The 26,167-nt window shown below is 43.2% G+C and carries 20 protein-coding genes, 1 tRNA gene and 1 rRNA gene; 11 read left to right on the plus strand and 11 right to left on the minus strand.

Going from position 1 to position 26,167, the window contains the following annotated elements:
• The first annotated feature begins 133 nt into the window (after positions 1-133).
• Entirely contained in the window at positions 134-1,270 is a 1,137-nt protein-coding gene (locus GX654_18230) for a site-specific integrase (GenBank protein ID NLD38803.1), read from the plus strand.
• 14 nt (positions 1,271-1,284) lie between these two features.
• Here the strand turns inward: GX654_18230 and GX654_18235 are convergent.
• From GX654_18235 to GX654_18245, 3 genes are all read right to left on the minus strand, one after another.
• A tRNA-Thr gene (locus GX654_18235) sits at positions 1,285-1,360 on the minus strand.
• Positions 1,361-1,601: 241 nt separating this feature from the next.
• On the minus strand, positions 1,602-5,348 hold the full coding sequence (locus tag GX654_18240) for a hypothetical protein (protein ID NLD38804.1): 3,747 nt from the start codon (positions 5,346-5,348) through the stop codon (positions 1,602-1,604).
• A gap of 12 nt (positions 5,349-5,360) precedes the next feature.
• Positions 5,361-6,320, minus strand: coding sequence for a peptidylprolyl isomerase (locus tag GX654_18245; GenBank protein ID NLD38805.1), 960 nt, complete (start codon positions 6,318-6,320; stop codon positions 5,361-5,363).
• 260 nt (positions 6,321-6,580) lie between these two features.
• Between GX654_18245 and GX654_18250 the strand changes: the two genes are divergently transcribed.
• Both GX654_18250 and GX654_18255 read left to right on the plus strand, forming a co-directional pair.
• A complete protein-coding gene (locus GX654_18250; protein NLD38806.1) occupies positions 6,581-7,483 on the plus strand; it encodes an FHA domain-containing protein in 903 nt (300 codons plus the stop codon).
• 109 nt (positions 7,484-7,592) lie between these two features.
• Positions 7,593-8,285, plus strand: coding sequence for a hypothetical protein (locus GX654_18255; protein ID NLD38807.1), 693 nt, complete (start codon positions 7,593-7,595; stop codon positions 8,283-8,285).
• Between the two features lie 65 nt (positions 8,286-8,350).
• On the opposite strand, the gene mtaB is transcribed toward GX654_18255, so the two are convergent.
• The 8 genes from mtaB to GX654_18295 form a co-directional block, all read right to left on the minus strand.
• Positions 8,351-9,664 (minus strand): tRNA (N(6)-L-threonylcarbamoyladenosine(37)-C(2))-methylthiotransferase MtaB, encoded by a 1,314-nt coding sequence (gene mtaB / locus GX654_18260; GenBank protein ID NLD38808.1) that lies wholly within the window; start codon positions 9,662-9,664, stop codon positions 8,351-8,353.
• Entirely contained in the window at positions 9,657-10,082 is a 426-nt protein-coding gene (locus tag GX654_18265; protein ID NLD38809.1) for a 4Fe-4S binding protein, read from the minus strand. Before GX654_18265 ends, mtaB begins: the two co-directional genes overlap by 8 nt.
• A 14-nt stretch (positions 10,083-10,096) precedes the next feature.
• Entirely contained in the window at positions 10,097-11,278 is a 1,182-nt protein-coding gene (locus GX654_18270) for a pyridoxal phosphate-dependent aminotransferase (protein NLD38810.1), read from the minus strand.
• Between the two features lie 274 nt (positions 11,279-11,552).
• Positions 11,553-12,086 carry a peptidylprolyl isomerase gene (locus GX654_18275; GenBank protein NLD38811.1) on the minus strand — a complete coding sequence of 178 codons (534 nt, stop codon included), beginning with the start codon at positions 12,084-12,086 and terminating at the stop codon, positions 11,553-11,555.
• A gap of 185 nt (positions 12,087-12,271) precedes the next feature.
• Complete coding sequence (gene yedF / locus GX654_18280) at positions 12,272-12,865, minus strand: sulfurtransferase-like selenium metabolism protein YedF (protein NLD38812.1); 594 nt, start codon at positions 12,863-12,865, stop codon at positions 12,272-12,274.
• A 222-nt stretch (positions 12,866-13,087) separates the two neighbouring features.
• Positions 13,088-13,963, minus strand: coding sequence for a HesA/MoeB/ThiF family protein (locus GX654_18285; GenBank protein ID NLD38813.1), 876 nt, complete (start codon positions 13,961-13,963; stop codon positions 13,088-13,090).
• 25 nt (positions 13,964-13,988) lie between these two features.
• Entirely contained in the window at positions 13,989-14,897 is a 909-nt protein-coding gene (locus GX654_18290) for a LysR family transcriptional regulator (GenBank protein NLD38814.1), read from the minus strand.
• 21 nt (positions 14,898-14,918) lie between these two features.
• A complete protein-coding gene (locus GX654_18295) occupies positions 14,919-16,082 on the minus strand; it encodes a trypsin-like serine protease (protein NLD38815.1) in 1,164 nt (387 codons plus the stop codon).
• Between the two features lie 249 nt (positions 16,083-16,331).
• On the opposite strand from GX654_18295, the gene GX654_18300 reads away from it, so the two are divergent.
• From GX654_18300 to GX654_18335, 8 genes are all read left to right on the plus strand, one after another.
• A complete protein-coding gene (locus tag GX654_18300; GenBank protein NLD38816.1) occupies positions 16,332-17,684 on the plus strand; it encodes a TolC family protein in 1,353 nt (450 codons plus the stop codon).
• A gap of 228 nt (positions 17,685-17,912) precedes the next feature.
• Entirely contained in the window at positions 17,913-18,572 is a 660-nt protein-coding gene (gene ftsE / locus GX654_18305; protein NLD38817.1) for a cell division ATP-binding protein FtsE, read from the plus strand.
• Positions 18,573-19,466 carry an ABC transporter permease gene (locus tag GX654_18310; protein NLD38818.1) on the plus strand — a complete coding sequence of 298 codons (894 nt, stop codon included), beginning with the start codon at positions 18,573-18,575 and terminating at the stop codon, positions 19,464-19,466.
• A gap of 133 nt (positions 19,467-19,599) precedes the next feature.
• Positions 19,600-20,679, plus strand: coding sequence for a peptidoglycan DD-metalloendopeptidase family protein (locus GX654_18315; protein NLD38819.1), 1,080 nt, complete (start codon positions 19,600-19,602; stop codon positions 20,677-20,679).
• A 61-nt stretch (positions 20,680-20,740) separates the two neighbouring features.
• On the plus strand, positions 20,741-22,207 hold the full coding sequence (locus GX654_18320; GenBank protein ID NLD38820.1) for a S41 family peptidase: 1,467 nt from the start codon (positions 20,741-20,743) through the stop codon (positions 22,205-22,207).
• Between the two features lie 18 nt (positions 22,208-22,225).
• Positions 22,226-23,392 carry a divergent polysaccharide deacetylase family protein gene (locus tag GX654_18325; GenBank protein NLD38821.1) on the plus strand — a complete coding sequence of 389 codons (1,167 nt, stop codon included), beginning with the start codon at positions 22,226-22,228 and terminating at the stop codon, positions 23,390-23,392.
• A 297-nt stretch (positions 23,393-23,689) separates the two neighbouring features.
• Positions 23,690-24,841: a DegT/DnrJ/EryC1/StrS family aminotransferase gene (locus GX654_18330; GenBank protein ID NLD38822.1), complete on the plus strand. Its 1,152-nt coding sequence runs from the start codon at positions 23,690-23,692 to the stop codon at positions 24,839-24,841.
• Between the two features lie 206 nt (positions 24,842-25,047).
• Positions 25,048-26,167 (plus strand): 16S ribosomal RNA (locus tag GX654_18335); the annotation flags it as partial.

Consider the following 26,167-nt stretch of genomic DNA (forward strand, 5'->3'; position numbering starts at 1 on the left):
TAATAATTACATCTTTATTAATAAGAAAGCAAGACATCAATTGACATACAACATGATATAATATAATATATAAAACATTCTTACAATATATCTTTTAATAACTGTTAAACATTAATTTTCAGAAGGAGAAAATATGGCGTGCATAAAAAAGAGGCGGGGGCGCTGGGTCATTGATTTTTATGACCAGCATGGAAAGAGAAGGTGGAGCACATTAAAGGAAGGGGCAACAAAAACAGAAGCAAATAAAGTCATGCAGGATATTTTAAAACAGGTTGATCATGGGTCATATTTACCTGATAAAAAGATTCCTTCCTTTGAAAAGGTTGCAGAACAATGGCTTAAGAATAAGAAAATATCACTTAGAGAGCATACCTTTGATGCATATGAATGCCATGTAAGAAGAAATCTTCAACCCTTCTTTGGCACTACTAAAATTACATGGATAAACTATCCCTCTATAACAAAATTCATTTCCTATGAGACAGAGAGGGGAGCTTCAATACCCCATATTAAGAAATCCCTGATTATGCTTAATGGAATTATGAAGTATGCTGTAAGGCAGAGGTATATAGATTATAACCCTGTTCAGGATGTTGAAAAACCAAAGGGGCATTCAAGGTATAATGAATCGGATGAAATGGATATTTTCAGGCCGGATGAAATCAGGCAGTTATTTGATAATACTGAAGGTTTAAAATACAAGACTCTCTTTATGGTGGCTGTTATGTCGGGAGCGCGACAGGGTGAAATATTGGGACTTAAATGGGCTGATATTGACTGGTACAACTCCCAGTTAATAATAAAAAGAACTTTTCAGCATGGCAGGTTCTATGAGCCTAAAAGCGAAACATCAAAAAGGAAGATTGATATAGGCCCAACTGTAATGACTCAATTGAAAAAATGGAAATTGGCAAGCAAGCCTAATGACCTTGATCTTGTTTTCTCCAATGAAGAAGGGATGCCCATTGACAAAAATAACCTTGTAAAGCGGTATTATGAACCCGCATTGAGAAGGGCAGGGCTCAGGAGGATACGCTTTCATGATTTAAGGCATACCTTTGCAAGCCTTTTAATAGATCAGGGCGAACACCCGAAATATATCCAAAACCAGTTGGGGCACTCATCAATAAATGTCACGATGGATGTATATGGACACCTTATGAACACTGTCAATCAGGAGTCTGCTAAACGGCTTGATTCTGTGATTTTTAAAAATAATGGTAGCAATTTGGTAGCAAATGAGGAGAAGGCAAAAGTGATAAATCTGTAAGTGCTTGTTATCACTGGAGCCACTGAGCGGAATCGAACCGCTGACCCCCTCATTACGAGTGAGGTGCTCTACCAACTGAGCTACAGTGGCCTTACAAAAGGAAGTCGAATATATTACCTTTTTTTTTGGCTGTCCATAAAATTTTCCTTTTTACCTGCCCAAAGGTTAAAGCCGGCAGTATTTTATGCCGATATGCTGTTTATGGATACTATTGTAAAAATAATAAGCGACCCCCTTATCCTGATACTTGCGGCAGTAATCATATTGTCATACCTGGGGGAGCACTGTCTGAAGAATAAGATCAGGAAGTAGCATCTGTTTATTCTTCTGCTTATGGCTGGTTATACCTGCATAAAAACCGGTCTAACTCCGCCATAAGGCTATCCATGTACTCTGTTGTAAAGGGGAGCCCTGTTTTCCTTTGATTCAGATCATTCCTGAACCCCTTAACCGCATCTGTGTGTCTTAATCTTGCTGATGGTGTCTTGAGTGTCTCTGCCTTTTCCATGCTCTGCCTGATACCCTTCCATTCCTTCCTGAATTCATCCACCTCCTGCCACCTCAAAAGATTCATTGCACCGGAGTAAATGCCCTTTCCTGAAGGGGTTTCAATAAGAAAATCCATCCTCCTGTTGTTCCTGTAACATGCATACCTGTAAGTGCAGTATTCGCATGTAAGCCCGTCTGCTGAATGGTGGAAAAGCCCTTTGTCAATAAGCCCCGCGAGTTTTAAAACAAATTCATCTATAAGGGTTACCCCTGTTATATCGACCCCGCCCGAAGGGCCGCCTGTGGCAGCCTGCTGTTTCAATACATCCTTTTCAAGAAAGGCATCCCTTTTTAGGGTATAGAACGAGGCGGATATCATGGCCTCACTCTTTACAGACTGAATGGCCTTTATATAAAAGGGTAACTGGAATGCGAGCCCCTTTTTGATATTTGATGAGGGTTTTATCCGGCCTGTCTTGTAATCATATATATGGAGCCTGTCAGGGGAAACCGTATCCCTGTCAAACCGGTCAATATACCCCTTTATGCGAATATCCCCGATCCTTACCTCCCTCTCTCCCAAACCGAATTCATACTCCACCCCATGAGGCGCCCTCTCTTTAAATTCATCATTTTCAAAGCGTATAAGGGATGCCATAATGCCCTGCCTCATGCCAGCCTCTTTATCAGGGATTAGCCCTGCTGTGAGTTCCTGTATGAAATACTCAGTAAAATCAAGATGACCCATGTCAGGGCAGCTGTTTATGTATTTTTCTATAATATCCAATGCAAGGGCAAAGGCCTTCTCAATACCCATGCTGTTGATATTTGTATCAAGCGCTATTAATTTGTTAAAAAACCGGCTCAGTATCTCATGTGTAATCAGGCCAAAATCCCTCATGGTGGTATCAACAGTCAATTCATCCGGGTCTTTAATATTATAGATATACTGGAAAAGATATTTCATGGGGCAGTTTGCAAGGGTCTCAATGCTTGAGGATGAATAAACCCTCCTGTTATCTTTGATAAAATCAGTAAACGCACCTGCATCTTTAACTATGCCATCATACTCAAAAAGGCCGTTTGCCGCCATCCTTGAGGCAATTGACCTTATACCCCTTATGATATCCTCTTCATTTGATCTGTCCCTTATAATGATATTCTTCAGCACTGCATCCGCGCCATTCACATTTGTCAATGCCTTTGCCCTGTTTGCATCAAGCAGCTCTGACCTGGAGGTATACTCTTTTTCTGCCCCCCATATCAGCCCATCACCTGATATGCCTTTATTGTCCATGTTTTTAACAAGGGCATAGAGGTCCTGTATCACCTGTGAAGGCTGCACAGGTTTTTCTGAGATACTCAACGGGTATGATAAAAAAAGCCCCTTCTCATAGTTTTTGAGTATACTGCAAAAGAGCTGTTTTGACTGATCAACCGGGTCAATGATCCTGAATATGCCTCTTGATGCCTCCGGTATGATAAAGTCAGGCCGCTCTCTTGAAGGGAAACTGCCTGATGTGAGCCCGCCTGCAAAAAGGTAGTCAAAGGAGCGGCCCCTTGTTTCAAGCCACTGTGAAACGCGTATTACATCAGGGTTTCTTTCATCAAGCAGATACCTGTCATTGATCCTGTTCCTGTAACTCTTTAAAAAGAGTGGGGCAATATCCCCCTTTTTTGTGTCAAATAAACGCTGTGCCAGCTTTACCTCCTTCTGGCTTGTAACAAGGAGTTCATTGAGCAGGGTGAATGCCCTGATATCCCTTTTCAGTAACACCCTTTTTATATCAGGTGTTAGCCCGTTATCCCCTTTACCAGTAGAAATGATATTCGCCGGGAAACCCAGAAGGGTTAGTATCTCTTTATATGCCTCAACTATACCTTCAGGGGTTTCCTTTTCTGTTAAAGAGATAAAGGGATCAAGCATTCTCATGAACAGGATGCGCTGGAAAATAAAGGAATAATATTCCCTCTTAAGCCCATCCTTTTCTTCCCGGCTCTTTGTCCCTGATATAGCGGCAATGTAGATCTCTTTAAAATAAGCTGGTCTTTCATCGTTTATCTCTTCAAGCCTTTTGCCAAGCCTCTCCATGCCGCACCTTTGCATGGCAGTATCAAACAGGTGAATATTCAGGGTATATGGATTTTCAGGGGTCACACTATTCATGAAAGAGGAAACGGTCTCTAAACTATCACCAGGTAGCAGTATCTCTTCAGAAAGGAGATCAGGCGAGAAATCAGGGGGCTTAAACCCCATAAACTTGTGCTTTATTATTGCTGATGAAAAGAGGCCGAATATATCCTCCCTCTTAAAGCCGTGGATGGGGAGTTCCAATATCCTCAAAAAGAGGTCTGAGAGGGGGTGTGAAGAGAGGGGTATCCCCTTTGTGAGGCTGAAGGGGAGCCCATACTCAGTGAATATCTCAGAGACAATCGGGGCATAATTGGTAAGGTCAGGGAATATCACCCTGATGTTACCAGGGCTGACAGGGCCATTAACCTCTTTTTTGCACAATATCTGCTTGATCCTTGATGCAATGGCCTTAACCTCATCTGTCTGTGTGGCAAAGGCCCCTATCTTGAGGCTGTTGCATTCGCAGGCTGTGCTGTCATCCATGTTTGAATAGATTGTGCCTGCATATGGGTTTGGATAAGTCACGTCAACAGCTCTCAAGGTAGTCGCCTGTGCCCCGCTTTCATGGAGTTTATCCATAAGTGAGACAAGGGAATAGTATGCCCTGCTTGACTCATGCTCCCCCTTAATGGCTGGAACGCCTCTTTTTGCCTCGCTCCCGCAGGCTATTTTATATTCAGTGATGGGGTCCGGGCCATCACTGTCATAATCTATCAGCCACCAGAGTTCATTCGAGATACCGGCCAGGTAAAAGAGTATCTCTTCTTCTATCCTTGTTATGTGTGCGAGGCTATCCAGTATGATTATGTCAATCTGTTTTATGCATGATGGCCGGTTTTTCCCCTTAAGGAAATCCCGCACTTCTTTAAATATGTCATCGCTGTCATATCCCCTGATCTCCCTTTTGAGCTCCTCATAGTCGCCCATTAACCACAGGAGGTCTTCCTCAAGTGCATATCCTTCATTCGATGTCCCGGGCCTTTTTGCCTCCGCTTTTATTATCCTGCCGCCAAGGTCATTTGCATATATATCTTCATAATTGTTCTGGTAGATAGTGGAAATGAAGTTTACGATGTTCCGGCAGATACCTGTGAATTCGCTGTTATTCTGATCCCCTGTGAAAAGGGCGTTGAAATAGGCAAGGCCGTGAGAATCACCAGCCCTCTCCTGGATGGCCTTCATGATGAGCATCTCGGAGGCCATTTGGTCTATGGCAAAATGATCCGCATATTTGTCAACTCTTATATCCTCTTCAAATATACGGTGGACCACCCCTGTAAGGGTGTTGACCTCACGCCTGATCCAGAAATCGGGGTCTGTCTCAAGCTCCATTACACGCCCTTTTGTAGGGACTATGTGAAGAAAACCACGGCCAGCTGATTCCCCCATCATTTTCAACAGGAGTTTATGCCTGGCCGAGACGGTCTTACCGGAAAGATAGCAGATTTTTGCCATACAATTTGTTAATTAAAAGGTCTCTATCTTTGCCTTATCCCTGAGCCCTTTAACAAAGTCACTCAAATCTTTTTTGACCTTTGTTTCCTTCAGGTAATTTGTAAGGTTAACCTTTACCTCGTCAAAGCTGTATTTGCCTGCAGCCTGTTTTTCAGTAACCTTTATGAGGTGATACCCAAACTCGGTTTCCACAATGTCGCTCACAGCGCCCTGTGCAAGGGCAAATGCGGCTTCTTCAAAGGGCTTAACCATCTGACCCCTTGTAAATACACCCAGGTCTCCACCCTCCTTGCTGCTCGGGCACTGGGAGGTTTCCTTTGCCAGGGCGGCAAAATCCTCACCTGCCTTAACCTTTGCCTGTATCTTTTCTATCTCTGCCCTGGCAGCCTTTTTCTTTGTTTCATCTTCAGCAGGTTCCACCTTGATTAAAATATGGCTTGCTCTAACCGATTCAGGTTTATTAAACCGCTCTGCATTGTTGTCATAGTATGCCTTTGCCTCGCTCTCAGGTATCACTGTTTTTTCAACAAAATTCTTTTCAATAAATGTATTAACTGTAAGCCCCTTTTTAATCTGGGCCTTTATTATCTCCTCTGTTATCTTTAAATCATCCAGGGCCTTTTTCAGGTCATTCCTGTCAGGATATCTGGATGTGACCTGTGCCCACTCATTATCTATCAATGCCTGATCCACTGTGCCCCCTCTTTCAAGGGAGGTCTGGTATAAAAGCTCCATGCTGATAAGGTTTTCCATAACCTGTTTTTTTAACTCGGCCATTTCCGATTCGGCAATCTCTCCACCCTGGGCAGATATCTGATTTTTGATCCTTGAAATCTCCCTTTCATACTCATCTTTAGGGATATCCTTGCCATTAACGATGGCAACCCTGTCAGCATCTGCTAATGCTATAGAGAAAAACATCATAATGACCATCAGGGTAACCGGGAGGGCGGCTGCCATTTTTCTACACATTTTATTGCTCCTTTAAACAATAGGTTATTTTCCTTTAAAAAGAACCCCTTCAGGGGCGCATTTTCAGGTGTTAATTTGTCAGAAATGACTATACCTCTATTGACAGATAATAAAAGTCTTTTTTTGAAAAATTGTCTTAAGTATAGACAAAAACAGCCTTTGAGAATGACTTTGACTTGTAGGGAAAGGGCTGATATATTCCATGCTTAAAAATAATTGCATCAGCGAGTATCGCTCTTCTTATTTAAGGTGTGGTTGTCATGGCAAAATTGTTTATATTTTCTGGGTATGGACATAACCAGTCTTTTGAGCTTGTTGGAAGCAGTGTCAATATCGGGCGTTCAGAGGATAATGACATACAGATATCAGATATGTCTGTTTCCCGAACCCATCTCAATATCATGGAAAAGGACGGCAGTTTTTTCGTAAAGGACCTTAACAGCCAGAATGGGACATATGTGAATGGCACCCGGATAAACCCTGATGAATATTATGAGATAAAGGAAAACTGTCCTATTGTAATAGGCATGACACTCATATGCATTGGAAAGATGTGCCCTGACCATATCAGGTCATTTCTGGGGTCATTAAATAGCCACTCAGGTAGGGAGGAATTAGACCCTGGCGCCACCACCTTTTTCAGGCCATTCACAGATATCAAGAACAGGGAGCTGATCACAAACATAAATAATGTATTTCATGTTGCATCAGATGTTGACGAGGTAGCAGGAAGGCTCCTTGACCACATACTCAACCATTTTCTGAGGGTTGACAGGGTTGTGATTATTCTTTGCACTGAAAACTCAAGCGGCAAAATGGTGGAGACGGTTATCTCAAGATCAAGGTCAGGGAAAGAGAAGCAGGAGGGTGGATTCAGCAGGATGATCGTTGACAGGGTGATCTCCAGCAGGACACCCCTTATAGTCCCCAATGTGACAAATGAAAAGGAGCTTGAGCTGTCAGGCACCCTGAAACTTTTAAAGATCGGTTCTGTCATGTGCGCCCCTATAATAAAGGATAACAGGCTTATGGGGGTTCTTTATATAGATTCCCATGAAAAGCCTTACGGGTTCAGGGATGATGACCTGGCCCTTATCACGGAGCTTGGTTCTCTCACAGCAAAATCCATAGAGCCCTTTCTTGCTAATGATACAGGCAGGTGAACCAGGGGTTGATCACGGATAATTTGGCTTTAATATCTTTTCCAATCAAAAAGGCTGATACATACCGGTGCAGAAAAGCAGGATAAAGACAAATAGCCTCAGCAGGTTAATGGTTTATATACTCGGGCACAGCCCCCATGAGTTTGGTATTGTCCCTGACCCTGAGGGGTTTGTGGCCATAAAGGATCTCGTGAGGGTGATGCATGAAGAGCCTGATATGCCGCATGCCAGCGAGGGCAGCATAAATGAGGTGCTGGTAAGTGGAGAAAGGGGAATTTTTGAAACAGATGGGAAGAATATCCGCGCCCTGTCAAGGCACTGGGTTCTAGATACAACTCTTCAAACCACAGATATTCCTTCTATCCTTTTTACCCCTGTCAGAAGAAGGGCTCATGTCAGTGTAATTGAGAATGGGTTAATAAAGAGAGAGGATCACTTTTATATCCTTTCACCTGATAAAGAGATGGCTGAAAGGATAGGCAAAAGAAAGGATCAAATGCCTGTGTTAATAGAGGTAATGAGCCGCAGGGCCGTTCATGATGGGGTGCATATCTCCATGTTCGGGGGGCTTTATCTTGCAGATGAAATCCCGGAAAGGTTTATCGCCGGGCCGCCTGTGCCAAAGGCTGCCTTGCAGGAGAGAGAGGCAGCTCCCCCCGTTAAAAAAGAGAAGGTAAAGGAGTTTAGCCCCGGTTCATTTTTTCTTGATATCATCAATGACCCTGATAAATCCAGAAGGGTAAAGGGGCGTAAAAAGAGGGGGTGGAAAGAGGAGGTAAGGGGCATGAGGAGAAAGGGGTGACTCTTCTGTGGGTGCCATTAGCATAAATATAAAAATTTTCTCCGTGCTCTCCGTGTATTCCGTGGTTAATTATTAATTTTTATTCCTACAAGATAATCCCTGTGAACCCTTTCTGCTGTTACCCTGATAAATTCATTCCTGATCGGTTTTTCAGAATGAGTCACTATCTTGATGTAGTTATCGGTCAACCCCTTTATGGTCTTATCCTGTTCGGACTCCCACCCCTCGGTAAGCACGGTCAGCTCCTTGCCTATGAATGACCGATAGAACAGGTTTTTCTTTTTTTTACCAAGCTCCCTTAATTGCCTGGCCCTTTCTTTTATTATTTCTGTATCTACCTGTTCTTTAAAACCAGCTGCGGGCGTACCCTTTCTGGGGGAAAAGGGGAATACATGCAGATATGATATGGGTGAGTCTTCTATGAGCGAATAACCATTGTTAAATGCTTTCTTATCTTCACCTGGAAAACCGGTAATAATATCCGCGCCTATTGCGGCATCAGGGATGGCCGCATGTATTCTTGCAACAAGCCGCTGATAATAGTCAGGGGTGTAATGGCGGTTCATTCTCTTCAGTATTTCTTTGTCACCGCTCTGGAGGGGTATATGGAAATGGCGGCAGAGCCAGGGCTCACTGGCCACCATTTCTATCAGTTCATCGGCGATCTCCCCCGGTTCAAGGGAACTCAGCCTTACCCTTACAGATGGATTCTGCCTTGCTATCAGCCTTAATAGCGGGACAAGCTCTGATTTCCCTGAGATCTCTTTTCCATATTTTCCAAGGTGTATGCCAGTGAGCACAATCTCTTTGTAACCCTCCTGCTCAAATGCGCTGATTGCTCTTATTACATCATCATTCTTCATGCTTTTAATCGGGCCGCGCGCATAGGGGACAATGCAGTAGCTGCAAAAGGAGTCACACCCGTCCTGCACCTTGAGAAAGGCCCTTGTGCGCTCCATGAACCTCTTTGCCGGTGGTGTGTCAAAGAGGTTTTTTTCGCTGGCACCTCTTACATGGCCTGAATTTAAAGGGGCAGGATCGGGGTTGATGAGGATATCGACAATACCAGGCTTGTCAGTGTTACCTGCAAGCAGATGTATGCCCTCTATCTTCTTCAGCTCTTCCGGGAAGACCTGCGGGTAACAGCCCACAACAGCAATCCTTGCACTAGGGTTCTCCTTAATGGCCCTTCTTATGGCCTGCCGTGACTGGTATGATGCCCTCTGTGTTACAATGCAGGTGTTTACAATAATGATATTGGCTCTCAAAGAATCTTCTGTTGGCTGGTAACCTTCCGAGGCAAGTCTTTCCTGGATGGAGGCTGTTTCACACTGGTTGACCTTGCAGCCCAGGGTTATAATCTTATACCTTTTACTCAAGCAGGCTCCTGTCAAAGTTTACCTCCATGGCCTTTGCCGGGCATGCTGCAACACAGAGTTCACAGGCGCTGCACTTGCTGTTGTCAAAGATTACCTCCATCTGGGGTCGTTTTATATAGAGCGCGCCGGTCGGGCATACTGCTGTGCAGGCCCCGCACTGGAAACATTTTGTTTCATCCCTCCTGACATCATGACCAATGCTTTTTACATCTATGCCCAGGCCTTTGAGGTATTTGATACCCTTCAGATAGTTGCTCTTGTGGCCGGATAGTTCAAGCACCATTAACCCCTCTTTTCTGGGGTAGACAGTGGCCTTTAATATATTGAAGGAGAGATAAAAATCTTTGACCAGATTTACAACAATGGGTTCATTAACCACCTCTACAGGGAATCTCAAAGATAACATTTTTGAATACATCGGTACCTCCTGTTTTATTTGAACTTCTTTATTGCCCTTTCAAAGCCTGGCATGGAGTTTATTATTGTTTCATCGGAAACGCAATAGGCTATCCTGAAATGGCCAGGCCCTCCACAACCTGTGCCAGGTACTGTGAGTATGTTCTCATCCTTGAGCGCAGATACAAATGCAATATCATCTTTTATCGGACTTTTCGGGAAGAGATAAAAGGCTCCCTGGGGCCTGAAAAATTCATAACCAAGTGAGGCAAGGCCATCGCACAGGAGATCCCTTTTTTTCTGGTATATACTCACATCTATGCTCACATTTAAAAGCCTGTTAATCACCCTCTGCATAAGGGCAGGGGCATTAACAAAACCAAGTATCCTGTTGGCAAGGACAAGGGCTGACGATACAGTTACTCTGTCATCCATATCAGGGTTAAGGGCGGCATAACCTATCCTTTCACCGGGAAGGGAGAGGTCCTTTGAAAAGGAGGTGGCAATAAAACTATCCTTGTACACCTCGAATATGCTCGGCACCTTTATGCCATCAAAGATGATCTTTTTATAGGGTTCATCAGAAATAAGATTAATAGTCTCTCCCTTTTTTTCACTGTATTCTTTTAGAAGCGAGGCAAGGGCATCCAGCTCCTCCCTCGGATAGACTCTTCCTGTGGGGTTGTTGGGCGAATTGATCAGTACTGCCTTTGTTTTATCTGTCATTGCATTTTTAATGGCATCAAGATCAATGGAAAAATCAGGTTTGCTTGTTACAAACTTTGGAATGCCCTGGTGGTTATCAACATAAAACCTGTATTCCATAAAACATGGGGTAGGTATTATTACCTCATCGCTCGGATCAAGGATGGCCTTGAGTATTATATTGAGCGCCCCGCCAGCACCCACTGTCATCACTATATCGTCACGGGAGAATATCTTTTTATGTTGCGTGGAGAGGTATTCCGCAACAATGTTTCTGGTATCTTCATAACCTGCGTTTGACATGTAGCAGTGCTGCCCCTTGCAGGTATCATTTATGAGTTCCTTCATTATCTCTTTAAATTCTGAAGGCGGTTCAATATTCGGGTTTCCTATGCTGAAGTCAAAGACCTTATCTGCACCATAAATGGCCTTTCTCTTTGCCCCCTCTTCAAACATCTTTCTTATCCATGATGCCTGCGTTATAGCGGCCTGTATCTTCTTTGAAGCTGACATGTTTCTCCTTTTGGCCCGGATTTTTATCTGGAATTCATCTGAAATATGAGGATTATCACCTTTACATATAAAACCCGGAATTTGTAAAGCAGGTAAAATAGTTGGTTTTTTAGATTTTGTAAAGCATTCAATGACTTTTGCTTTGGACTAGGGGATAATTGGCGCCTAAACTGTTACCCATCACATCGGTTAACGTAGGTACAAGAAGAAAATTGAGAGGGCAGAAACCATTTCTGATTTCTGCCCTCCGGATTATATTAAAACAGTGCTGCTGTTACGCCTGCGGGTTGCGTTCTATTGTCACGGTGTTGATAATTACCGCTTTTCTTGGTCGGTCATTCTGCCCGGTTTCAATCTTGCCAATATTTTGAACAACTTCCATCCCTTTTATAACCTTTCCAAAAACCGTATGGCGGTTATCCAGGTGAGGTGTGGGATCAAGGGTAATAAAAAACTGGCTTCCGTTTGTGTTCGGTCCAGCGTTTGCCATGGAAAGTATACCTGCGCTATCATGCTTTAACGCGGGGTTGAATTCATCCTTGAATGTATATCCTGGTCCGCCGGTGCCATTACCTATGGGGCATCCGCCCTGGATCATGAATTCATCAATAACCCTGTGGAATGTGAGTTTGTCATAGAAGTTACCCTTGCGTGAGGTCTCCTGCCTGCCCTCTGCAAGGTTGATAAAATTCCATACTGTTTCGGGGCATTCCTTAATAAATAGTTCGATCTCAAATGTGCCCATGTTGGTGTCAAATATCGCCACCGCCCTGTCTAATTCCTCTTTGTAATCTGTTTTGTTTGCCATTTGTCCTCCGGGATTTGATATAAAATTTAGGGGATTATAGGGAATATGGGGTTTTATGTCAATGAATATAGCGGTTTGGGATATAGGCGGTAGGTAATGGGTAATGGGTGATAGGTTATAGGCGATAGCAGGCTTTAGGCTGTGGTTTTTGGCCTTCAGCCTTCAGCCTACAGTCTATAGACTTCTTACACCGTTATCACCTTATCCGCCACCTGCATAGCTGTTACTACATCCAGCATATTGGTGGTCTCTCCAGCCCTTTTTTTATCAAGAAGGTTAAAGTGCGAAAGACATGTCCCGCAGGATAGTATGCGTACCCCATTTCCCTCAAGGTTCAGGAGAGCTTCATAGGCATCAGATGTGTCGAGCGTAAGTTTGACACCACCGTTCATAAAGACTATCTGCCACAGATTATCCATCTCTTTTACGGTCTTGATAAAGTTTACCATGAGCCTTTTACCCAGCTCATCATCTCCATGTCCCATGCAATCGGAGGTTATCATCAGAAATATCCTATAGGTTCCAACCTCTTTTTGGGGTAGAGTATCATCATGACTCATTGACTCTTTTTCCAGGGAACCTGAAATATAAAAATTGCTCCCCTCTTCACGCACGGATGGTGAAAAGTTTTTGGTCTGAAGGAATCTTGAAACATTCTGTTTGGCAACTTCATTATCCACTATTACTGTTATTCCGGTTAAACCCGCCTTTTCAATGGCCTCTTTTGTCTTAAGCACCGGGGCAGGGCAGTTTAATCCTCTGCAATCTATCTCTTTCATAGTATTTATCCGCCTATAAGATTTTATTTTTGAATAATCTCTTTGAGAACAGGTTTTAAGTCAAGCTGGAAAAGCCGATTGAATATGATATTGTGATAGGGAATGCCGATAGAAGCAATGCAGTGTGTGAAAAAAACAAAACATCTTTCGCCACGGAGGTCACGGAGGTTAATTTTTTAAGTTTTTACCCCGTGCTCTCCGTGTCCTCCGTGGCAAATATTCTTATTCCTTCTGAAAAATAAGTTTTCTGGCTTCGGATTTTGAGGCATCAAGGTAAAGCATGGTATTTCTTAACTGCCTTTTTCTATCAAGCAATATCTTTATTGTCTCCATTACCTGGTAAGAGGCTATTATTGCAGGTGTTACAGCTGGTACCCCCAGTTTTAAGGCCGGATTCTTTTCAGGAGGTATTGCTCCCCTGTCTTTATCATAGATATTTCTAATACCAGCATCATCCGGGAAGATTGTCATGACCTGGCCAATAAACCCTGCTACCGCCCCGTGAACAAGGGGTATTCCTATCTTTTTAGCGGTAGTCTCAAGTATAAATCGGTCAGGGATATTGTCCAGCGCATCAACAATAACCTGTGAACTAAAAAATATCTCCTTTGCATTATTCTTAGTGAGCCGCTCGTTATATGCTGTAACATTAACAGCAGGGTTTATTTTTGCAACCGCTTCCTTTGCTACCAGTGCCTTTGGTCTGCAAAGGGAGTCCGTGCTGCTTAATGCCTGCCGGTTCAGGTTTGTTTCATCAAAATTATCGCCATCAACAATTATCATGTTGCCGATTCCGAGCCTTGCAAGCAGCAGTATAATCTGGCCACCCAACCCCCCTGCGCCAATTATGCACACCCCTGACCGTGCAAGGGTAAGCTGATCATTTAAGGTGATAGAGTCCAGGTTTCTTATATATCGATATGGCAGGATTTCCATTTTAAGTGCGGTAAGATAAACCTCATAAAGGCTCATATTATGCCTTTGGGCAATACCCTGCGCTTTTTCTTCCCTGATAACGCGCCTGTCCCTGCCTGCCTGATCAGGAAGGATTTCAACCTGTCCGGTTATATCCTTTATTAATATTATTTTTGCTGGCATTAATTGATCTCAGAAAACCTGTAAATCAAACCTTTACAAGAAAATCGATCATTGCCTTGCAAAGGGGCGATGCCACCCTTCTTTTATCCCTTATAAGGTAGAATGGCCTTGTCATAGGAGGCATATCCTTTATCTTTACAGTCTTTAAAATCCCTGCCTTCACCTCTGTTTCTATTGCCTGTGAAGATAATATGGAGACGCCAAAATTAGCCTTGATCACCTCTTTTATGGCCGTGGATGTCCCCAGCCTTGCAACAACATTGAGCCCATCAACACCTTTATGCAGGCAGGTCTTAAGATATTGTTCCATAATCTTTAATGTGCCTGAGCCTTTCTCACGTAAGATAAATGGCTCCTGGCTCAGTTCATCGGGAGTTATGGTTTTTTTTGCTGCCCATCTGTGGTTTTTATTGATCACAAGCACAAGCTCATCGTTCAGGATTTTCTGGCCTTCAATATCCTTATTGAAATCGTCTGCCCCAACAATACCAAGTTCCAGGTCACCATTTGCTACCATCTCTTCGATCTCCCCGGTTCCAGCAACGGTCAGTATCACAGATATAAATGGGTATTGTTCATAAAATCTGCCTATCATGCGGGGGAGTATGTATTCACCGGGGATGGTGCTCCCGCCAAGGAGTATCTCCCCCTGTTTCAGGCCTAAGAATTTTTCCATCTCAAGTTTTACCGATTTTTTCATATCAAGCATGCGGGTTGCATGTTTATAAAGCAGTTCCCCCGCCTTTGTCGGCACAATCTGTCTGCCCATTCGGTCAAGAAGCACGGTGCCAACACCTTTTTCAAGGTTTGCAATCCTCTCACTCACAGATGCCTGTGCAAGAAATACAGCATCAGCGGCCCTTGAAAAACTTTTAAGCTCCACAACCCGACAGAAGATTTCCAGTTGCCTTAAATCAAAATCTATTTTTAACATCTGTATTTATCTTTCCTGATTTCAAATGGATGTCCTGTCCCTTTCAGCAAGCACTATCTCCTGCTTCATTAGGTTCTTTCCCCTGTAGAATTCAACTGCTATCTTCTGCCCTATCTTTTTCCTGTTGAGGATACTTACCAGTCTCCTGTTATCGGTGATCTTTTCATTATCTATGGAAACAACAAGGTCTCCACCAATTACTATCTGCATGCCACCAATGATTGCATACCTGTCCCCGCCACGTAATCCTGCCTGATCTGCGGGGCTGTTCGGAAATACTTTTTGTACGAGCAGTCCGTAACCAGTTGGAAAACCTAATGCATAGGCGAGCTGATCATCAATAGCGACGCTCTCAATACCGAGCCATGGGCGGGGGACCCGGCCATTCGTGATTATATTATTTGCTATTTCTTTAGCCCTGTTTATGGGGATCGCAAACCCTATCCCCTGGTTACCACCTGACATGCTGAATATGGCGGTATTGATACCTATAACCTCGCCATTGGAATTTAATAAAGGCCCGCCTGAGTTGCCAGGGTTGATTGCCGCGTCTGTCTGGATAATCTCATCTATCTCGATCCCGTCTGCTGTTTCTATTGACCTGCCAAGGGCGCTGATAATCCCGGTTGTAAGGGTGTGAGAAAGGCCGAAGGGGTTTCCGATGGCAATAGCCTTCTGCCCCACCTTGGTTTTGTCTGAATCACCAAGAGGCACCACAACATTAATCTTGTCCTGAGCTATTTTTATAACAGCAATATCAGAATATGGGTCGCGGCCTATCAGCTCGGCAGGCAGTTTTTGACCGTCTGCAAGGGTGACCCTGATTTCTCTGGCCTTTTCTATTACATGGTTATTTGTGAGTATGTAACCACCTTTGTCTATTATGAACCCTGATCCCTGCCCCTCCCTTGGGGTGATCTGCCGCCAGAAATTAACGCTCAGGGTAACAGTGGAGATATTCACAACAGCCGGATGGCTCTCTTCAAACACCCTTATATTTATCTCTTCATCATTTGATAAGATAATCGGACGGTTTTCAGAGCTCTTATCCTTCCCTTTTAAATCAAGGGTTTCATCAGCCGGTCTTATACCTGCATATGATATGAGGTCATCTCTTTTTACCCATATAAATATGAAAAGGAGGATTGCAACCAGGATAAGCTGTTTGATTATTCTTTTATCCATATATAACCCCTCTAATGACAAATATTGTTTAAAACTGCTTCAATGTAAATTCTCTCTCTTTTTAAGTCAAGTAAACTGCAGGATCAAATTGTCTGAATTATTCACCATTCCCCCTGGAAAGGTATGAATGACATTGACATATTTGATATGCTGTTTTATGGAATTACATTTATTCCATTCATATGATTAATTATAAAGGTAACTCTGGATATAAATATATTACAGATAAAGAGTGTACGGGGGCAGATAATGTCAGGATATATAAAGAAATTACTAATGATCGCACTATTCATAGCATTTACATATGGTTTTACTGTTGCTGCGGTTTCAGCAGATGATACGAACTCAGAGGTTTTTACCCTTGAGAAGAGTGTGAAAGAGGCCATAGACAAAAACTGGGGGGTAAAAATAAAGGAGCAGGCAATAGAAGAGGCGCAGTATGGCAAGAAAAAGGCAAGGGCAGACCTGTTGCCAAGGTTCAGCACCACATACAGTTACAGGAGGGAAGGGGAGGTAAATACATGGGACATGCAGTCCCCGGATGATCCTAATGCTACTATCAGTGTTCCGCTTGGTACAAAAAACAATTACCAGTGGCAGGGGACAATAACCCAGCCCATTTTCACAGGGTTTGCACTTACAAGCGCGTATGAACTATCCAGACTCGGGATAGACCTGGGCAATATGGAGCTTGATATAGAAAAGCTGGATATTGCCCTTAATGCCAAAGAGGCATATTTCAATATCCTGAAGGCGGATAAGGCGGTTCTGGTCGCTCAAAGCGCAGTGGAGTCGCTCGAGGAGCATCTGAAGGTCGCACAGAATTTTTATGATGTGGGGATGATCCCGGTTAATGATCTTTTAAAGGCAGAGGTGGAGCTGGCCAATTCCGAGCAGAACCTGATAAAGGCACAGAACGGCGCAAAACTGGCAAGGGCCTCTTTTAATATTGTTCTTTCAAGACCGATTAACACCCCTGTTGAGGTGCTGGACATCAAGGACTATACCATTGAGCCAATTGATTTTGACAGGTTTTATGATCAGGCCCTTCAAAAACGACCGGAGATAAGGTCTGTTGAGATTAATGATCAGCAGATAGACCAGCAGATAAGGCTCGCTAAAAGCAAATATTACCCCGAGGTCTCACTCACATATAACTATACAAAATCAGGAGATTCACCATCTGTGAGCGGGTCATCTGCACTGCTTGATTCGAGCGGGTGGCAGGCAATGGCCAATCTGTCATGGAATATCTGGAACTGGGGCAGTGATCACTACTCGGTGCGACAGAAAGAGCTGAATAAAGAGCAGCTTATTAATACAAGAAGGTCAATTGAAGACGGGATAAAGCTTGAGATAAAAATTGCAGTTTTGAATCTTGAGGAGACAGAAAAAAGGATACCATCTGCAAAAAAGGCAGTTGAACAGGGAGAGGAAAACCTGAGGGTAAGTAATGAGCGGTATAAGGCGCAGGTTACAACCTCAACCGAGGTACTTGATGCCCAGACCCTTTTAACACAGGCAAGGGTGAATTATTACAGCGCCCTGTATGATCATTCCCTGGCAAAGGCGGCCCTGTTAAGGGCGCTGGGGGAGTATTAAGGTCGGTATAGTTGGCATTGTTGGTTGTTTAAACTGAGTTGCCTGTGGAGGCTAAGAGGTGGGATAATCTGGTGCAGGGCACAAGGCTCAGAGCGCAGGGGAAAAAATATGAAAGCCTTTTCCTTGTGCCTTGAGCCCTGTGCCTTGCGCCGGGTTGTGTAAGTAAAATTCATATTAATAGCTGTTACATTATTATCTGTGATAGATCTTTGTAAGGTACGATCTCCCATGATCCAGATATTCAGAGTTACAAAAAGTTATGGTGTCAGCAAGGCTATAGATGATGTCAGCCTTCATATACACAGGGGCGAATTTGTCTTTGTTACTGGCCCGAGCGGTGCGGGCAAGACCACTCTGCTTAGGCTCATATTTGGTGCTGATACCCCGACATCGGGTCAGATACTTATAAATAATATCAATCTTATAAGAATTAAAAGAAAGAACCTGGATCTGTTACGAAGAAAGATTGGCTTTGTATTTCAGGACTTTAAGCTCCTGAACAGCAAGACTGTGTATCAGAATGTGGCCCTTGCCCTTGAGGTAAGTGAGGAGAGGCCCGCAGTTATTAGAAAGAAGGTGCATCAGGCGCTCAAGGCTGTAGGGCTTGAAAAGAAGGAAAAGGCATTTCCCCTTCAGCTGTCAGGCGGTGAGCAGCAGAGAGTTGCAATTGCACGGGCCATTATTAATAATCCACTGATCCTCGTGGCTGATGAGCCCACTGGCAACCTTGACCCTGATATTACAAAGGATATTATGCTCCTTTTCAGAACTATTAATATGAACGGCACTACTGTAGTTATTGCCACACACTCACGGGAACTGCTGGAAAATACAGAGCAGAGGATAATCATACTTAAAGGCGGACAGATTATTAAAGAGATCAATTAGATGATTATAAGAAGAAGCATATATTTTTTAAGAACAGCGCTTTCCAATATCATGTATAACCGGCTTGTTCATATGATCAGCATCGGGACAATAACCATCTCCATGCTCCTCCTCGGCTTTTTTCTGCTCTTGTCTGTGAATATCAAAAACTGGCTGGGCGACTGGGGGGAGGCCCTTTCAATGTCTGTCTATATTGAAAATGAGATTGATGAAGCGGGCAGGGTAAAGATCGAGTCTGCAATAAAAGGGTTGAAAGGGTCAGAAATAAAGGAGTTCATCACAAAAGAGCAGGCTATGGCCAGCCTGAAGGACCATCTTGGAGATCAGGCCGGTCTCCTTGAAGGTCTGAAGATAAATCCCTTACCAGGGTCATATGAGGTAATCTTTCATGAAACAGAGGATTACAGGGTGGACCCAGAAAAGATAAAGATAGACCTTGAACAGATAAATGGTGTTGATGAGGTGCAGTACAACAAACAGTGGATAGAGCGTTTTCAGGGGGTAATGGACATGCTCAGGGTAATAGGCATGATAACAGGGGGATTCCTTTGCACTGCTGTACTGTTTATTACCACCAATACCATAAAACTAACCATATACTCACGGCATGATGAGATTGAGATATATAAGCTGGTGGGAGCTACTGACTGGTTTGTCAGGGTTCCGTACCTGATTGAAGGCACTATACAGGGATTACTCGGGGGCATTTTTTCATATGGGATACTTCTAGGTATCTATTCACTGTTTTCATTAAAGACCATTCAGGTATTCGGGCTTCCCCTGATTGATTTTCAATTTTTACCACTTACGTATTCAATAGCTGTTATTGGCCTCAGTTTGATTCTGGGCTTTATTGGCGGTTTGGTGGCCATAGGCAGGTTTTTCAGGGAATGAGCATTATATCTTTGCAAATGTCAGTATGTTTACCATCTTACCGGTAATACAAATGTCTTTATTATGTAAAAAAAATTTATCAATTGCCCTGATTTTAATTATTTATTTCCTTCCGTTTACTGCTGCCGGTAAGTTGACCGAGGCTGAAATCAAAAAAAAACAGATAGAGCAGATAGAAAATGACCTTAAATTGGAAAAGGAAAAATATCTTAAATATGATGTGAAGGAAAAGGATATTCTTGAGGAGCTTACCAATATTGAAACGGAGATCAGTGAAAAAAAGAAAAGACTTGGCGAACTGGAATCTGAAATAAGCACCAAAAAAAAAGAACTCAGCAGGCAGCAGAAAATCCTGAATGAAATCCAAGGGGAATTAAATATTTCTGAAGAGGTGCTTGCACAGAGGATGGTCGCCTTTTATAAGAATGCAAAAAGGGGCTATCTAAGGGTTTTGCTATCAACTGATGACCTCAATGTTTTGAATCATATTATGAAGTACCTCAGGGTTATAATGCATGAAGATCGAAAGATTATGAATACCCTTGCCCTCCGTAAAGCCGAATACAGCCACCAGTTAGTTGAAATTAAGAGACAGATTGCAGCTGTTTCAGGTCTTGAAGAGGCTGAAAGTCAAAACCTGAATGAATTGAGGCAGGTACTTGAAAAGGAGGTGCTTCTTCTTGCCAGGATACACAGCGAAAAGGAATTTTACGGGGTAGCTGTTAATGAGCTGCAATCAGCCGCTGACAGCATGAAGGAGACAATTGCAAACCTTGAGAACATCTCAAAGAGAGAGAAAATCAGGCTGCCATCTGATTTTGGAAGATCAAAGGGGAAGTTGCCCCTCCCGCTCAAGGGGAAGATATTGAAGAATATTAAAAAAACAGGGGAAAGGGCGATTGAAAATACTAAAGGCATATACATTGATGCGCCCTCAGGCTCCCAGGTAATGGCCGTATTTCCAGGCAGGATTGACTATTCGGGGGTCTTAAAGGGGTATGGACAGGTTATAGTTATCAATCACGGAGATAGGTATTTCACAATTTCAGCATATCTTCATGAACTTGATAAAAACAAGGGAGACATGGTTTCGGTTGGCGATGTAATAGGGTATGTGGGCGAGGCAGGGCTTTCAACCGGGCCGGCATTATACTTTGAAATCCGAAAAGGGGATGAAAACCTGAATCCTCTAAACTGGTTAAAAGTTAATTGACCTTTTTAAATTTTGTGGGGTAGAATATTTTCTTTTAATCTGATCCTGACAGGAGTTAATTATGCGTTTTCTCATGAAAAGACTGATCACAGGCCTATTTACCATTTTACTTGTTCTGGTAGCTGTACTTTTAGCAAATGGCTACAGTGGTGATGCTAAGGACAACAAAGATGCAGACGATGTTTACAGAAATATAGAGCTTTTCACCGAGGTGCTGCGTCAGGTGGAGGAAAATTATGTTGAGCCTCAGGAAACGAAAAAGCTTATAGAAGGGGCTATAAAAGGAATGCTGCAGAGCCTTGACCCCCATTCAACATACATGACAAAGGAAGAACATGACGATCTAAGGGTTGAAACCCAGGGAAGCTTTACAGGTGTGGGGATGCAGATTACCGTAAAGGATGATGTCCTGACTGTAATATCACCCATTGAAGATACCCCTGCTTACAAGGCCGGTATCAAGTCAGGGGACAGGATATTAAAGATTGATGATAAAACTACAATTGATATGACCTCCACCGAGGCGGTAAAGCTGATAAGAGGGCCAAAAGGCAGCACAGTAAAAATCACCATCAGCCGCAAAGGCGTTGATAAACCCCTTGTCTTTAACCTCATAAGGGATGTTATTCCTCTTCAGAGCATAAGGAGTTACAGGCTTGATCATGAAATCGGTTATGTTCGCATAAAAAATTTCCAGGGCAATACCACAGAGGAGCTCCTAACTGCCCTTGAAAAACTGGAAAAGGAAAAACCGTTAAAGGGGCTTATCCTTGACCTCAGGGATAATCCGGGCGGCCTGCTCACACAGGCCATAGGGGTTTCTGATGTCTTCCTTGAATCGGGAGCCATTGTAAGCACTAAGGGCAGGATTAAAGAGCAGGATATCATTGAATCTGCCACAAAAAGCCCCTCAGACAGAAAGTGGCCAATGATTGTTGTTGTCAGCGGAGGAAGCGCCAGTGCATCTGAGATTGTGGCTGGGGCACTGCAGGATAACAAAAGGGCGTTAATCCTGGGCACAAAGACATTCGGAAAGGGCTCTGTTCAAACCATTGTGCCACTGTCAGACGGCTCAGGCCTCAGGCTGACCAGTGCGCGATATTATACCCCGAGCGGCAGATCAATACAGGTAAGCGGGATAGACCCTGATATCGAGCTTGAGTATGCCCCGGTTGAAGAAAAAGAGGAAGATGAAGTGTCTCTTCTCATGAGAGAAGAGGATCTTGATAATCATATGATAAATGAAAATGAAGATACGCAGGATGCCACTATTGATACAAAAAAGGAATCTGCCCCTGACCGCCTGAAACAGAAAATAGAAAAATCACCTGGAAAAGGTAAAGAAGAGGAAAAGGGTGAAGGTGTTAAAGAAAAAGACCCGGCTAATGCCAGAGAAGAAAAGGATGATGATACCCTTTATATGGAACGGCTTGACAGGGATAACCAGATAAGAATGGCAGTGCAGGTGTTGAAATCCTGGGGTGTGATACAACAGATAGAATCTGGTGGGCCTTCCGGTAAACCATAGTTAAGTATCTGCCTGAATATGAAAAAAAAGAGGGAAAAAGGTTCTGCTGTTAATAAAATAAAGGTAATACTGGTTCTACTGGTTCTTGTTATTGCAGCAGGCCTCTTTATTTTTAATCATGCTCGCAGGTTAATATCCCCACCCCCCGCTTTTGAAGAAGAGCATGTTATATCAAGCCGGTTAAAGCAGACTATTGATAAGGTCGATCATGTAATCTATGAATCAGTATACAGTCTTGGGATAAAAAAAGAGGCGATTTCATTTTCAAAGGTTGTTCCCAGGCATGAAACCAACCTTGACTGGGACTTTACCGAACTCTCAGTTATTATAGATAACCCGGATTTCATTAACAGGCTTGAAACAATAATAACAAAAAAAATAGTTATGCTGGGTCATGATGTCATCCTTAAGACAGAAAAATCTTCTGGTGACCTGGCTGTTTTAAGTATAACTGTTTTTAACCTTCCAACACACAGGCTGAAGTTGCACCTCAGGACTGCTAATACAACAAAGAAGATAGCTAAACTGCCCAGGGTAGCCTTTATTATAGATGATATCGGTTATGATAGTGCCATTGCAGATGCCTTTATGGGGCTTAAAATACCTGTATGCCTTTCTGTGTTGCCTGATACGCCCTATTCAAAAGAGATTGCACAAAATATAGTAAAGAGAAAAAAGGAGATGCTTCTTCATCTCCCTATGGAGCCTAAAGGATACCCAGGTATTAATCCTGGGCAGGATGCGCTTATGCTTAATATGGACAGGGAGACCATTCAGAAAATAGTAAGGGAAGATATAAAAAAACTCCCTGGCTTAAAGGGGGTAAATCACCATATGGGGTCTCTCTTTTCCGAGGATTATATCAGAATGAAATATGTGCTTGATGAGATAAAGAAGCACGATCTTTACTACATAGACAGCCGTACAACAAACCTTACAGTGGCCTTCAAGGTTGCAAAGGCATTAGGAATACCAGCTGCCGAGAAAAGTCTTTTTATAGATAATGATCTTAATGAAAAAACACTCGTCTATCAGATGGAACGTCTTTTAGGCATAGCCAGAAACAGAGGAGAGGCCATAGGCATAGGTCACCCGCATCTTAAAACTCTGAATATTTTAAAAAAATATACAGAGCAATTGATGAAAGAGTTCGAAGTAGTCCCTGTGTCTGAGCTTGTTAGATGAGTACAGAGAAAACAGGAAACAGGAAATAGGAAAGAGGAAAGCGAGAGATAAGAAGTGAGAGGCTGGAAGTCAGCAGGGCTTTTACCGGCATGTTAGCTCTCAGGCTCTTGAGCTGCTGATCTCTGATATCTGATTTATGATCTCCAATTTAAATTTCCTCTTTTCTGTATTCTCTTTTTTGTTTTTAATAGTTTTTTCTATTGACTATTTTATGTCGCTCTGTTAAATATCCCGGCTCCTGAATGCATCTGATTAGTACATTCGTTCTTTCGGGAAAATAATTCGAGGTAATTTTAATTGAAAGTTCCCTTGCTGGATTTACAGAAGCAGTATGACTCTATCAGAGATGAGGTGGTATCCGCTGCCTTAGAGGTGTTTGAAACCCAGTACTTTATCGGCGGTCCTAATGTCGAAGATTTCGAAAGGAAAATTGCTGATTACTGTGGCTGCGAATACGCGGTAGGCGTCTCCTCAGGGAGTGACGCCTTAATATTATCACTGATGGTGGCAGGTATAGGTCAGGGTGATTCTGTTATCACTACACCATATACCTTTTTTGCTACTGCCGGCGCAATAGCCAGGGTTGGCGCAAGGCCGGTTTTTGTAGATATTGATAAAGATACCTACAATATAGATCCGGATAAGATAAGGGAGTATATTTCAGGTTGCTCCGATGAAGAGAGGTCGCATCTCAAAGGAATAATCCCTGTCCATCTTTATGGACAGTGCGCAGACATGGAGCCTATTTTAGCTATTGCGAAGGAATATGGCCTCATTGTTATTGAAGATGCAGCCCAGGCCATAGGGGCTGAATACAGGTTCAGTGATGGAAGTGTAAAAAGGGCCGGCACAATGGGTGATTACGGCTGTTTTAGTTTTTATCCGACAAAGAACCTTGGGGCTTTTGGTGAAGGAGGGTTAATCACCTGTAATGATGAAGCCCTTAATAGAATGCTCAGGATTTATCGCAATCATGGTGATGTCAAAAGATACTACCATGATTTTGTAGGGGGTAATTTCCGGCTTGACGCCCTGCAGGCGGTAATATTAAAAATAAAATTAAAATATCTTGACAAATGGACCGATGGAAGAATATATAACGCGTCCAGTTACAAAACGCTCTTTGAAGAAAAAAACGTAAACGATATCAGGTTGCCCTTTCAAAAGGAAGAGCGCCACATATATCATCAATATGTTATTAACGCAGGAGAAAGAAGAGATTTCTTAAAAGAGTATCTTCAAAAGAATGAAATAGGCTGTGAGGTCTATTATCCTGTGCCGCTACATGAACAAAAATGTTTTTCATACCTTGGCTATAAATCAGACGATTTTCCGGTATCTGTAAAAGCATCAAAAACATCATTAGCAATCCCTGTTTACCCAGAGTTGAACAAAGAAGAACAGGAATATATCGTTGATATCGTAAGCAATTTTTTTAAAAAGAATTAATAAAAAAATTCTTAAAAAAATAAAATAAATTGCTTGACAGTAAAAAATAAAAAAGGTAAAGTTCGTTTTCTTCTTTTGGAGGAATGACCAAAACAGTGTCTGACTAGAGATTCAGGCAGATTGTTCTTTGAAAACTAAATAGTGTAACCGCTTGGGTCAAATAGATGTAAAAGCCAAGTTTTGGCTTTAAATAATATAACTCGACATAATTGGAGAGTTTGATCCTGGCTCAGAATGAACGCTGGCGGCGTGCCTAACACATGCAAGTCGAACGAGAAATTTCCTGCTTGCAGGAGAGAGTAAAGTGGCGCACGGGTGAGTAACACGTGGGTAACCTACCCTTGAATTTGGGATAACTTCGCGAAAGCGACGCTAATACCGAATATTATGATTTTAACCCCGGTTTAAATTATGAAAGGTGACCTCTTCTTGAAAGTTGCCGTTTAAGGATGGGCCCGCGCACCATTAGCTAGTTGGTAGGGTAATGGCCTACCAAGGCTACGATGGTTAGCTGGTCTGAGAGGATGATCAGCCACACTGGAACTGAAACACGGTCCAGACTCCTACGGGAGGCAGCAGTGAGGAATTTTGCGCAATGGGGGAAACCCTGACGCAGCAACGCCGCGTGAGTGAAGAAGGCTTTCGGGTCGTAAAGCTCTGTCAGATGGGAAAAAAGTTCATTTATTAATAGTATATGAATCTGATGGTACCGTCAGAGGAAGCACCGGCTAACTCCGTGCCAGCAGCCGCGGTAATACGGAGGGTGCAAGCGTTGTTCGGAATTATTGGGCGTAAAGAGCGTGTAGGCGGTATGATAAGTCAGATGTGAAAGCCCTGGGCTTAACCTAGGAAGTGCATTTGAAACTATCATTCTTGAGTATGGGAGAGGAGAGTGGAATTCCCAGTGTAGAAGTGAAATTCGTAGATATTGGGAGGAACACCCGTGGCGAAGGCGACTCTCTGGACCAATACTGACGCTGAGACGCGAAAGCGTGGGGAGCAAACAGGATTAGATACCCTGGTAGTCCACGCTGTAAACTATGAGAACTAGGTGTAGCGGGTATTGACCCCTGCTGTGCCGAAGCTAACGCATTAAGTTCTCCGCCTGGGGAGTACGGCCGCAAGGCTAAAACTCAAAGGAATTGACGGGGACCCGCACAAGCGGTGGAGCATGTGGTTTAATTCGACGCAACGCGAAGAACCTTACCTGGACTAGAATGTGAGGGAAGGGCGTCTAACAGCGTCCGTCCGGGCAACCGGACCCAAAACAAGGTGCTGCATGGCTGTCGTCAGCTCGTGTCGTGAGATGTTGGGTTAAGTCCCGCA

The sequence above is a fragment of the Desulfatiglans sp. genome, from assembly GCA_012513605.1.
GTDB lineage: Bacteria > Desulfobacterota > DSM-4660 > Desulfatiglandales > HGW-15 > JAAZBV01.

What these genes read in the sequence shown, in the direction of transcription:
- GX654_18275 (NLD38811.1), bottom strand. Translation starts at nt 12,086, where the DNA reads ATGGCAAACAAAACAGATTACAAAGAGGAATTAGACAGGGCGGTGGCG.
- GX654_18245 (NLD38805.1), bottom strand. Translation starts at nt 6,320, where the DNA reads ATGTGTAGAAAAATGGCAGCCGCCCTCCCGGTTACCCTGATGGTCATT.
- GX654_18300 (NLD38816.1), top strand. Translation starts at nt 16,332, where the DNA reads ATGTCAGGATATATAAAGAAATTACTAATGATCGCACTATTCATAGCA.
- GX654_18265 (NLD38809.1), bottom strand. Translation starts at nt 10,082, where the DNA reads ATGTATTCAAAAATGTTATCTTTGAGATTCCCTGTAGAGGTGGTTAAT.
- GX654_18285 (NLD38813.1), bottom strand. Translation starts at nt 13,963, where the DNA reads ATGCCAGCAAAAATAATATTAATAAAGGATATAACCGGACAGGTTGAA.
- GX654_18320 (NLD38820.1), top strand. Translation starts at nt 20,741, where the DNA reads ATGCGTTTTCTCATGAAAAGACTGATCACAGGCCTATTTACCATTTTA.
- GX654_18325 (NLD38821.1), top strand. Translation starts at nt 22,226, where the DNA reads ATGAAAAAAAAGAGGGAAAAAGGTTCTGCTGTTAATAAAATAAAGGTA.
- GX654_18295 (NLD38815.1), bottom strand. Translation starts at nt 16,082, where the DNA reads ATGGATAAAAGAATAATCAAACAGCTTATCCTGGTTGCAATCCTCCTT.
- GX654_18240 (NLD38804.1), bottom strand. Translation starts at nt 5,348, where the DNA reads ATGGCAAAAATCTGCTATCTTTCCGGTAAGACCGTCTCGGCCAGGCAT.
- GX654_18270 (NLD38810.1), bottom strand. Translation starts at nt 11,278, where the DNA reads ATGTCAGCTTCAAAGAAGATACAGGCCGCTATAACGCAGGCATCATGG.
- yedF (NLD38812.1), bottom strand. Translation starts at nt 12,865, where the DNA reads ATGAAAGAGATAGATTGCAGAGGATTAAACTGCCCTGCCCCGGTGCTT.
- ftsE (NLD38817.1), top strand. Translation starts at nt 17,913, where the DNA reads ATGATCCAGATATTCAGAGTTACAAAAAGTTATGGTGTCAGCAAGGCT.
- GX654_18230 (NLD38803.1), top strand. Translation starts at nt 134, where the DNA reads ATGGCGTGCATAAAAAAGAGGCGGGGGCGCTGGGTCATTGATTTTTAT.
- GX654_18290 (NLD38814.1), bottom strand. Translation starts at nt 14,897, where the DNA reads ATGTTAAAAATAGATTTTGATTTAAGGCAACTGGAAATCTTCTGTCGG.
- GX654_18250 (NLD38806.1), top strand. Translation starts at nt 6,581, where the DNA reads ATGGCAAAATTGTTTATATTTTCTGGGTATGGACATAACCAGTCTTTT.
- GX654_18310 (NLD38818.1), top strand. Translation starts at nt 18,573, where the DNA reads ATGATTATAAGAAGAAGCATATATTTTTTAAGAACAGCGCTTTCCAAT.
- GX654_18255 (NLD38807.1), top strand. Translation starts at nt 7,593, where the DNA reads ATGGTTTATATACTCGGGCACAGCCCCCATGAGTTTGGTATTGTCCCT.